This window comes from Campylobacter sp. FOBRC14 (assembly GCF_000287855.1).
GTDB classification, from domain to species: Bacteria; Campylobacterota; Campylobacteria; order Campylobacterales; family Campylobacteraceae; genus Campylobacter_A; species Campylobacter_A curvus.
Genome location: NZ_ALJJ01000006.1, coordinates 15011 through 25145 on the forward strand (window position 1 = coordinate 15011; position 10135 = coordinate 25145).

Below are 10135 nucleotides of genomic sequence, written 5' to 3' on the forward strand. Positions count from 1 at the left end.
CTTTAGCGGGCTAAATTTATAAGGATCAAAAAATGAAACGAGAAATTTCATCTTTTATATTAACCAACGAAGAGCGTAAGTTCCTAGGCTTAGAGCCCTTGCCAGCGTACTGGGAGGCTGTGAGGATAGGGGAGACGGACTATTTTTTGACGGTGACGTCATACGAAAGATTATAACATCTACGAGTGAGCGATACTACGAGACGCAGCTTTGTGAGCGCACGAGCCAAAATCGCACCATCGTGCTACCAAAGACCGCGCGGGGCAAACCAAAGAAGCTAAATTTCACCGCTACGCAGTCATTTAAGGGGCTTGGCGTGTATTTTAGCTTCACCGCTCACTCCGTCATCATCGCAAATTTCACTACGCAAACGACGTTTTACTACGAGAATTTTGGAGGTGACAAAGAGGATAAAGACATCGCCGTCAAATTTAAAAACTGGCTAGACAAATGGATAGCAGATACTTCAAAAGCCGATCTGGCGGAGATCGAAGCCTTTAAAAACGCCCCGTGAGAGCACTATAAATTTAAGGAAGGCGATTTCTTTACGTTTAAATTTGGTAGGCGCAAGTGGGGCTTTGGACGCATACTGATCGATGTCGCCAAGCGTCGCAAGAGCCCTGAATTTGCTCGTCTAAGACACGCCGGACTAAATTAACCTAATGGGCAAGGCGCTCATCGTAAAGGTCTATCTCACTGCAAGCGATACTCCAAATACCGATCTAGACGCACTCGCCGCGATGCCAGCCTTACCGGCACAGGCTATAATGGATAACTGCTTTTACTACGGCAAATATAAGATCATCGGACACAGACCACTAAATTTAAGCGATCTAGACGGCGCACCGATATCGTTTAGTAAGAGCATTAGCCACGCCGATCCTGACTATCTATCTGCAATATGGGCTCATTTATAAAGAAACCTCAGTGACTAAATTTAATAAATTTATCCGCAGTGGCGAGTTTGAGTCCGATCCTTACCGAAACGAAGCTATCGGCTGGTCTTTGTTTATAGGGGACTTAAAAGAAGGTCCCGTGAAACAAGGCATCGAAATTTACGACAAAAACGATCTGCGAAACCCTGAAAATATCGAGGTAAAAAGAGAGATATTCAAATTTTTTGGCTTGGATGCGGACGCCGGATATGAGGAAAATTTGAGGCTTTTTGAAAAAGAGCCAGAGATATGAATTGGCTCGTGCGAGGGTATATCGGCGGATATAGGCTTGTTTGGATAAATTTAAAGGCATACAAAAAAGACTGAATTTGACCTGTGATTTAACAAATCTTTTATCAAGATTTGCTACAATCTGTCGCATAAAGGAGCGAAAATGACCGAATACACCAGCCTTATTTTAGCGATTTTGTTGCTCGCGTGTGTGGTAGCGATATTTAAATTTAATAAAGCCCTAAAAGAGGCGCAAAAGCCGGTCGCTACGAGCATAACGACCGATATAGAACAGATAAAATCTATCGGCGAGCTCTCTGTGTTTCAAGTCTATAGCAAAGAGATCGTTACAAAGACCGATCACGCGTTTGGAAATTTTGGCAAAGAGTATCTTAGATGGCTCGTGAGCGAGAAAAAGCTCTCGATGATATTTGAGTTTGAGATAAATTTCATCTACGATCTAACTAGCCCGAAGCTCGAGATAACGCAGATCGCAAACTCCAAATACAAGGTCAAAATGCCGCCTTGTAAGTATAAATTTTCTATCGCTAATATGAAATTTTACGACGAGAAAAATGGTAAATTTATCCCGTTTTTGTTGCCCGACTCGCTAAATGGCTTTTTTGGAAGTAGCTTTAGAGAAGAGGATAAGAACCGCCTGATAGAGGAGGCGCGAAGCGAGGTAGAAAAGATGAGCATCAGACTCATCTCGCAGCTACAAAGCAAGATACATAAGTCCGCTCGCGATACGCTAGAGGCCATCGCCAAAAGCTTTGGGGCGAATTGCGTCATTTTTGAATTTGATGACAATGAAGAGCAGATAGGCTCGCAGCTAAAGCTTGAAAATATCGCTTAGATAGCTTTTGAAAACAAGTGCTTCGCTTATATACGAGCCAAAAGAAAACTATCTATAAAACACTCGGCTTAGATATAGCCCTTGAGCTGCGGCGGGTATCCTGGTGAGCGGCTTTTTGTGATTTATGGCTAAATTTAGCAGCTCATCGCCGTCTTTTAATTTTAGAGCTTTTAGCAGACTCGCGACCATCAGCCTTACCTGCGCTCTTAAAAAGCCGTTTGCCTTAAAGACGATGACGGTTTTGTTTTTGTATTCGTAGCAGTATGCTTTGTAAATTTCGCGAATAGGGCTTTTCGTGCCGCTTCCTGTTTTCATAAACGCGCTAAAATCATGCTTCCCGATAAAAATTTTAAGTATATGATTTGCACGAGCGGTATCAAATTTAGGCGCGAAAAGGCAGTAATCCGCGCGAAAAACATCGTATCTACCGTGATCTATGATATAGCGATATAGTCTCGCCTTTGCATCGTATCTGGCCTGAAAATTTGCATTTACACGCTTTATATTTTTTATATGTATGAAAGGATGCGCGTGGCGGTTTATGAGGTTTTTAAGACGATCAAGGTCTTTAAAATGCTCCCCGCACTCCACCGCAGCGCTCTGAGCTGTCGCATGCACGCCCTTGTCGGTGCGCGAGCTTAAAACGAGCTTGCCAAAGATGCCCACATGAGCCAGTGCGCGAGCTAGAGCGTCTTGGACGCTGTTTTCATGCGGCTGGGTTTGAGAGCCTTGAAATTTTGAGCCGTCGTAGCTAAAGATGAGCTGAATTTTCATCAATACCTTCGCATGATCTTAAATTTATAAAACCAAACCCCGGCGGCAAAAAACGCGGCGAATACTCCAGGTATAGCGATGATCGGACGCGGGCTAAGCAGCATTATGAGCGTAAAATACCCAAACAATATTCCAAACGTGCCAAGATATACTGCGCCCTTTTCGTATCGGTATGTCACGATGCCAAAGCTTATGGCAAAGAGCGTCGTCGCGAGTGGGAAAAGTGCGACTAAAACATAGGTGCTAAGATCCTTTTTGCGCTTGGTGCTGGTCTTTGCCTCGAGCCAGTACTCTTTTATGCTGTCTACGTCGTTTATTTTCTCGTTTTGTGCGGTGCGGATAGTCATGGATTTAAAGTTGCTTTGATGATAGACCTTGTCTCTCATATCGTAAATTTTACCGTTGTTTAGGGATAGCTCTATGTTTGATTTGGTGTTTATCATCTTAGCGTTTTGTGCGACGATGAGGCGTTGCGAGTCTTTGATAAAGGGATTAAACATCACGATATTTTTATAGATCGTGCCGTTTTCGTCGCTTCCTTCGCTGCCTACATAGACCATCCAGTCTGAAAATTTTTGTCCAAATTGTGTCGGCTTTAAATTCAGCTTCGCGACGGTCTTTTTGTAGTCTATAAAATTTGAGTTGAGCTCCGAGGCTATCGGTATCATTACGATCGCAACGATCAGTAAAAGTGCGCTTAAAACGGCAGAAAACGCCAGGAAAAATTTAGCGATGGAATTTGGCGAGCTTCCTAATGTGAAAATGACGATGCTTTCGTTTTCTTTGGATAGGCGAAAGAGCGTCATCGCAAGCGCTACGAAAAATGCGATAGGAACGACAAAGAGCAAGACACGCGGCAGCATGAACATATAAAGCTTCAAAAGCTCGCCAAACGTTATCTCGATATACGACGTCACGCGGGCGATCTGGATGAAAAAGACTATCGACATTATCAAAAAAAGCGTGCTAAAGAGCGACGCGAACGTGCCTAGAAAGTTGTATAGAAGATATTTGTTGACCCTACTCATAAAGCATCTTTATAAAATTTAAAATTTCTGTATCGAAGACATAGGTCGTGACCAGCCCCGCACTCAAAAACGGCACGAATGCCAACTCGTAGCCGCTCTTTCGCACCAGCGCATACACCGGCAGTGTCAAGATCGCAGCAAGATAGACGGCAAAAAGAGCGAGCTTTAGTGGCAGGACCGCACCGATGATAGCGGCTATAAAGATGTCTGCGCTGCCCATCGCCTCCTTTTTCATAGCCGCGCTCACGATGAGCCTAAGCAGCCAAAATCCAAACGCGAAGCCAAAGGCGTTTATAAACGCCGAAAAATCGCCAAACCATAAAATTTCACGCGCTGCATAAATAAGCGCGAAGCCAAGTGCGGTAAAGAGCAAAACGTCCGGCACGGCTTTAAATTTTATGTCTATGAGGCTAAGAGCCAGTAGCATGATAAAGCAAAGCCCCAGGAAAACGGCGCTTATTAGTGTTTGGACATTTAGCATGTCGTTGCACTCTTTATAAAAGCAAAGCAGCATCAAAGCCCCCGAAGCCGCCTCGACTAGCGGATAGATCGGGCTGATCTTGGCTTTACAAAAGGCGCATCTACCGCGCAAAAATAGCCACGATAGAAGCGGGATGTTGTGATAAAATTTCAATGTCTTGCCGCATTTAGTGCAGTGAGATGGTGGGAAATTCACGCTCTGCGCGCGTGGCAGGCGATATATCAAAACGTTTGAAAACGAGCCTATGCAAATGCCAAATATCAGGAAAAATAGCCCCCAGATCACATATAAACCATCGTAAATATCCATCAAACTCCACCAAACCTTCTATTTTTTTGCCTGTAGTCTTTGACTATCGCTTCAAGCTCTTTTTTGCTAAATTCCGGCCAGAGCGTCTTTGTAAATGCAAGCTCGGCGTAACTAGCCTGCCAAAGCATGAAATTTGACAGCCTTTGCTCGCCACCCGTCCTGATGAGCAGGTCGATATCCTCGCTCTCATCTAGCTTGGCGCTTATACTAGCTTCGTTTATTTGCTCGCCGCTTTTTGCCAGCGCCTTAAACGCTCGCACCAGCTCGTCGCGTGCACCGTAGTTTATGGCTAAATTCAGCTTTAGCTTTTTATTGTCCTTTGTCAGCTCTTTAAGCAGCGAAATTTCAGCCTTTAGCTCCCGACTAAATGGCTCTATATCGCCGATGGTCGTAAATTTTATGCCATTATTTATAAAATTTTCTCGCTTTGAAACGAGAAATTTTTTAAGCAGATCCATTAAAAATTCAACCTCTTTTTGCGGACGTTTCCAGTTTTCGGTGCTAAATGCGTAAAGGCTGAGAATTGTAACGCCCTCGTCGATGCAAAATTCACACATCGCTTCAACGACGCTAGCCCCGACCTCGTGCCCTTTCGTGCGTAAAAAGCCGCGCCTTTTCGCCCAGCGTCCGTTGCCGTCCATGATGATACCAAGATGTTTTAACTCGTTCAAATTATCCCTTAAAATCGACTATCTTATCGTCTTTGCTCCAAAATGGCAAGACATTTTGCACGCTGATATCGCATGCAAATTCCTTTTTTAAAAGCGCCGCGACGTTTTTAAATGGCGTCATAACGTGTGAAATTTCACCTTTTTCGAGCTCAAAAACGATCGGCGCGAAATTTGAAAACACGAGATAAATCCAGCTTTTGCTTCTGTCCTTTTTTAGCTGAAGGAGGCCAAGGACGCCGTTATAGACAAAGGGGATGTGGATGATACTTTCTTGCAAGGCTGTTATCATTTTAGTGTAAATTTTAAATTCTTCTTTGTTTTGCGTGGTGCTTAAGGCCTCAAAAATATGCTCGTAAAGCCAGCTTAAATTTGGCTGCGAGATCAGATTTTCAATGAGCCAAAGCCCGTTTTCAAACGCGGGAAATTCCAAAATTTTAGGCTTTTCAAACATATTTCTTATGAGGATATTTTCGCTGGCGCTCTCTATCTCGCCCCAGTACTCGCTGCCGACATTTAGCGGCTTTAGGCTTTTTGTATTCAGGCTTTTGTCTGCAAATTTCAAAATATACCTATTAAAGCCTATCTTTTCGCTGACCTTTAGGCTTATTGGCAGCGACGTGTTCAAGGGTATGGGCGAGCTGTTTTGAGCTGCGGCTATCCTTTGAACACGTGAAATTTTTTCTATCATAGTTTGCTTGTAAGGCCTAGGATTTGCTTGGCGATCTCGCTTTTTTGCGCCATTTTTAGCTGTGTTTCGCCGTTTTTGGTTATAAATGTCACCTCGTTTACTTCGCTGCCAAAGGCGTTTTGATCGGTGATCACGTTTAGGCAAACGGCGTCAAGGCCTTTGTTTGAAAGCATTTTCTGCGCGCTTTGCTTGGCGTTTGCAGGGTCAAATTCCATCTTAAATCCGATCTTTTTGCAGCTAAATTTTGCGAGCTCGTTTAGGATGTCTAAATTTTGCACCAGCTTTAGGCTCCACTGCTTGCCAAGCTCCTCTTTTTTGAGCTTGCCGCTAAATTTCTCCTCGCTCACGTAATCGCTCACTGCAGCGCACATCACGAGCAAGTCGGCATTTTTGCACTCGTCTTGGCAAATTTTCAAAAGCTCGCCGCTTGAGCGAAATTTCACGACCTTATACGGCAAATCTCGCGTCTTAAAGCTCGCTGCCAGCGTCACATTCGCACCTGCGAAATAAAACGCGTCTGCAAGCGCTCTTGCCATTTTGCCGCTTGAAAGGTTCGTTATCGCGCGCACATCGTCTATCTTTTCTGTCGTCGCGCCGCCAGTTACGAGGACGTTTTTGCCTTTGAAATTTTGCTCGCTAAGCTTGCGGATAGCTTCGTAGACGATAATCTCAGGCTCGCTAAGTCCTCCTTTGCCCTCATCGCCGCAGGCTAAAATTTTATTTACGGGCCCCACTATGCTAGCTCCGTTTCGTTTTAAAATTTCGAGGCTGTTTTGGGTGGCGAAGTGGTTTATCATCTTGTCGTTTGCCGCCGGTGCGATCACGAAAGGCACGGCCGAAGCGGCTATGAGCGTTTGCATGAAGACATTATCGCAAACACCGCTTACTAGCTTGTTTATGGTATTTACGGAGGCCGGTGCTATCAGCACGAGATCCATTTTTGCGTAGGCGATATGATTTACGCCAGCTTGCCAGTCCTCGCTCTGGCTACTTAAAACGCGGTGTGCGCTAAGGGCTTCAAAACCTGCGATAGAGCAAAATTTGAGCGCTCCGTCGCTTAATGCGACATACACGTCAGCGCCTTGCTTTTTTAATAGTGACAAGATTTCATAAGCCTTGTAAAACGCGATACTGCCGCAGACCGCGAGCAAAATTTTTTTATTTTTTAGCATTGTTTTTGCCAAAAAATTTATAGAAAAATCCGGCTTTGTTTTCTTGCTTGCCTCTGCTTATGGCGAGCGCTCCGCTTGGCACGTCGTTTGTTATCGTGCTTCCTGCAGCGATGATGACGTCATCGGCGATATTCACGGGTGCTACTAGCTGCGTGTCCGAGCCGATGAAGACGTTCTTGCCGATCGTTGTTTTATATTTTGCCTTACCGTCGTAGTTGCACGTTATCGTGCCACATCCTACGTTCGTGCCGCTAGCTATCTCGCAGTCGCCAAGATAGCTTAGATGTCCGGCTTTTACGCCGTCAAGCACTCCTTTTTTGACTTCGACGAAATTTCCTATATGCGTATTTTTTATCTCGCTTTTTGGGCGTATGTGTGCGAGCGGTCCGATATCAGAGCCTTCTATCACGCTATCTTCTATGACGCTGCAGCTTTTTATTATGCTTTCTTTGATATGGCAAGCGCCCATGATGCTGACATTTTCTTCAAGCACGCATTCGCCTTCAAATTTAGCCCTGCTGTCGATGAAAATGCTTTCTGGAAGGCGCATCAAAACGCCCGCTTTCATCAAGTCTTGCTTTATCTCATCTTGCATGATCTTTTCGGCTACGCTAAGCTGAAATTTATCGTTTATACCCATGAAATTTTGTTCGCTGACATTTACAGCCACGCATTTAAAGCCGCGTTCGTTGGCGATCTTTATCGTGTCCGTGAGGTAGAATTCTTTTTGGGCGTTTTTGTTTTTTATGAGAGGTAAAATTTCTTCTAAAATTTCACGCTTGAAGCAGTAGCAGCCTGCATTTACGCTCTTTATGGCTAGCTCGGCCTCGCTGGCGTCTTTTTGCTCGACGATCGCCTCCACCTTGCCGCCTTTTATGATGACGCGTCCGTATCCAAAGGGGTTTGCAGCCTCAAAGCAGCTCATCGCTATATCAGCGTCCGCGTTTGCCAGCCTCATTAGATCAGTGGATCTTACAAGAGGCATGTCTCCGCATGTGACGATGACCTTTTTGCCACTTAATGCAGCACTTTTTAATGCGCCTGCCGTCCCGGGGAAATTTTCTACATCTTGGGTGTAGATTTTGGTCTGAGGGAAAATTTCTTTTATCTTTTGGCTGATCAGCTCTTTTTCATAGTGGAGCACGACGCCTACGTCATTTGTAATGGCATAAGCTTGCTTTAAGATATGTATGATCATAGGCTCGCCGCAAAGCTCAAACAGCACTTTTGGGCGTTTTGACTTCATTCTTGTGCCTAGGCCTGCGGCTAGGATTATTATGCTCGTATCGTTCATTTTTAAGCCTTTTTCGGGTAAAAATTTCTAAGATTGTATCAAAAAAACGCAAATAATTTTTTAAATTTAACGATTGTTTCAACAAAAACTTAATAGAATAAGCACTTATAACAAAGGAAAAAGTGAGGTAGGATGGATCTAGGAACCGTTGTCGGCTGGGTTTTGACGTTGGTTTTGTTATTTGGATCGATGGCGATCGGGGTTGGCATCGGGCCTTATATCGATGTTCCTTCGGTAATGATCGTTTTTGGCGGTACGATCGGTGTCATGATGGTCGGCTTTAAGATGGAGACGCTAAAGAGCGTGTTCAAATTTTACGGCATCGCGGTCAAGCCTACTCAGATAAATTTAGCCGCAACTATAAAAAAGATTGTGGATTATTCTACCAAAGCCCGTAAAGACGGGATATTAGCACTTGAAAACGATGTGAATAACGAAGTCAATCAATTTTTAAAAAAGGGCCTGTCTATGGCAGTGGACGGCAACGAGCCAGACGCCATACGCGCACTTTTAGAGATAGATATGGATCAATCAAGTGCAAGACATACGAACAATATCAAAATTTTCGAGCAAGTCGGCGGCTTCGCCGGTGCGATGGGTATGATAGGCACGCTGATAGGCCTTGTCGCGATGCTTTTAAACATGTCTGATCCAAGCGCGATAGGTCCGTCGATGGCAGTCGCCTTGCTAACGACGCTTTATGGTGCGATGATAGGCAACATCATTGGCGCTCCGGTCGGAAATATCCTATCCATACGCGATGCGGATGAAGCTCTTGAAAAACAAGTCGTTTTAGAGGGCATAATGTCTATACAAGCGGGCGATAATCCGCGAACTCTCGAGGCCAAGCTACTTGCGTTCTTGCCGCCAAAAGATAGAAAAAGTCAGTTCGAGTAAAATTTAAGATGCCAAAGCTGATAAACCCAAATGATTGCCCAAAGTGCATGCCCGAGTGGCTCGCGACATTTGGGGACTTGATGTCGCTTTTGCTTTGCTTTTTCGTTTTGCTGCTCTCTATGGCTACGATGGACGCTAAAAAGGTCGAAGCTGCAGTAGGCTCGCTCGCAGGCGCTCTTAGCGTGCTTGAGGGCGGCGCCAGACCGGACAATCAAGATGATCAAGAAAGCGAGCTCGAAAAACAGATAAAAAAAACCAAAGGTCAATCCACCAGCTCTCAAGGCGAATTTAGCGAGCTCTCCGCCACGATAAAAAAGATAAACGAGCTTTTAAGCGCTAGCGGAGCGCCTGAGATAAGCATCGATGAGAGCGAGGACGGCTTTATCATACGTTTGCCGTCGGCTTTGCTTTTCGAGCCCGGCAAAGCGCAGATAGAAAACGACGATGCAAGGCTATTTTTAAAAAGGATCGCGATGGTCATCGCTAAACTGACTCCTGACGTAAATATCGATATCGTGGGGCATACTGACGATCAAAGGCCCGATATGAATTCCATCTTTAAAGACAACTGGCAGCTTTCGACCGCGCGAGCGATAAGCGTAGTCGAGGAGATGGCGGCAAACGGTGTGGATGCTAGAAAACTCATAGCCTCGGGTAGGGCGTCTTACGATCCTTTCGCTAGCAATCAAACCCCTGAGGGCAGGGCGAAAAACAACCGCGTGGAGATACACTTCGTATCGCTTGATAGAAAAAACAAAGAGGCTACTAAAAAAAGTATCCTTGACGTAGGAAAATGACG

The 10135-nt window shown here is 44.9% G+C and carries 13 protein-coding genes and 1 pseudogene; 7 read left to right on the plus strand and 7 right to left on the minus strand.

Annotated elements, in window-relative coordinates; translation table 11 throughout:
• Window positions 1-241 precede the first annotated feature (241 nt).
• From HMPREF1139_RS11605 to HMPREF1139_RS00615, 5 genes and pseudogenes are all read left to right on the plus strand, one after another.
• Window positions 242-514, plus strand: coding sequence for a hypothetical protein (locus tag HMPREF1139_RS11605; RefSeq protein WP_009649394.1), 273 nt, complete (start codon window positions 242-244; stop codon window positions 512-514).
• 27 nt (window positions 515-541) lie between these two features.
• Window positions 542-658, plus strand: a pseudogene (locus HMPREF1139_RS12060) (hypothetical protein); the annotation flags it as partial.
• A 4-nt stretch (window positions 659-662) separates the two neighbouring features.
• A complete protein-coding gene (locus HMPREF1139_RS11615) occupies window positions 663-917 on the plus strand; it encodes an Imm26 family immunity protein (protein WP_009649399.1) in 255 nt (84 codons plus the stop codon).
• Between the two features lie 10 nt (window positions 918-927).
• Complete coding sequence (locus tag HMPREF1139_RS11620; protein ID WP_009649407.1) at window positions 928-1188, plus strand: hypothetical protein; 261 nt, start codon at window positions 928-930, stop codon at window positions 1186-1188.
• Window positions 1189-1329: 141 nt separating this feature from the next.
• Complete coding sequence (locus HMPREF1139_RS00615) at window positions 1330-2022, plus strand: DUF4230 domain-containing protein (protein ID WP_009649384.1); 693 nt, start codon at window positions 1330-1332, stop codon at window positions 2020-2022.
• A gap of 48 nt (window positions 2023-2070) precedes the next feature.
• Here the strand turns inward: HMPREF1139_RS00615 and truA are convergent, their stop codons facing one another.
• The 7 genes from truA to glmU are packed head-to-tail and all read right to left on the minus strand — an operon-like array spanning window position 2071 to window position 8439.
• Window positions 2071-2796, minus strand: a complete 726-nt coding sequence (truA, locus tag HMPREF1139_RS00620; RefSeq protein ID WP_009649419.1) for a tRNA pseudouridine(38-40) synthase TruA — start codon at window positions 2794-2796, stop codon at window positions 2071-2073.
• Entirely contained in the window at window positions 2796-3824 is a 1029-nt protein-coding gene (locus tag HMPREF1139_RS00625) for an LptF/LptG family permease (protein WP_009649403.1), read from the minus strand. Before HMPREF1139_RS00625 ends, truA begins: the two co-directional genes overlap by 1 nt.
• Window positions 3817-4614, minus strand: coding sequence for a prepilin peptidase (locus tag HMPREF1139_RS00630; protein WP_009649415.1), 798 nt, complete (start codon window positions 4612-4614; stop codon window positions 3817-3819). Before HMPREF1139_RS00630 ends, HMPREF1139_RS00625 begins: the two co-directional genes overlap by 8 nt.
• Window positions 4614-5285, minus strand: coding sequence for a polyprenyl diphosphate synthase (uppS, locus tag HMPREF1139_RS00635; RefSeq protein WP_009649386.1), 672 nt, complete (start codon window positions 5283-5285; stop codon window positions 4614-4616). The genes HMPREF1139_RS00630 and uppS overlap by 1 nt, the downstream gene beginning before the upstream one ends.
• Window position 5286: 1 nt before the next feature.
• Complete coding sequence (locus HMPREF1139_RS00640; protein ID WP_009649395.1) at window positions 5287-5973, minus strand: hypothetical protein; 687 nt, start codon at window positions 5971-5973, stop codon at window positions 5287-5289.
• Window positions 5970-7145, minus strand: coding sequence for a bifunctional phosphopantothenoylcysteine decarboxylase/phosphopantothenate--cysteine ligase CoaBC (gene coaBC / locus HMPREF1139_RS00645; RefSeq protein ID WP_009649377.1), 1176 nt, complete (start codon window positions 7143-7145; stop codon window positions 5970-5972). The genes HMPREF1139_RS00640 and coaBC overlap by 4 nt, the downstream gene beginning before the upstream one ends.
• On the minus strand, window positions 7132-8439 hold the full coding sequence (glmU, locus tag HMPREF1139_RS00650) for a bifunctional UDP-N-acetylglucosamine diphosphorylase/glucosamine-1-phosphate N-acetyltransferase GlmU (RefSeq protein WP_009649402.1): 1308 nt from the start codon (window positions 8437-8439) through the stop codon (window positions 7132-7134). The genes coaBC and glmU overlap by 14 nt, the downstream gene beginning before the upstream one ends.
• Window positions 8440-8571: 132 nt before the next feature.
• On the opposite strand from glmU, the gene HMPREF1139_RS00655 reads away from it, so the two are divergent.
• Window positions 8572-9336 carry a motility protein A gene (locus HMPREF1139_RS00655; protein WP_009649392.1) on the plus strand — a complete coding sequence of 255 codons (765 nt, stop codon included), beginning with the start codon at window positions 8572-8574 and terminating at the stop codon, window positions 9334-9336.
• Between the two features lie 8 nt (window positions 9337-9344).
• Window positions 9345-10133, plus strand: coding sequence for an OmpA/MotB family protein (locus HMPREF1139_RS00660; protein WP_009649385.1), 789 nt, complete (start codon window positions 9345-9347; stop codon window positions 10131-10133).
• The last annotated feature ends 2 nt before the right edge of the window (window positions 10134-10135 follow it).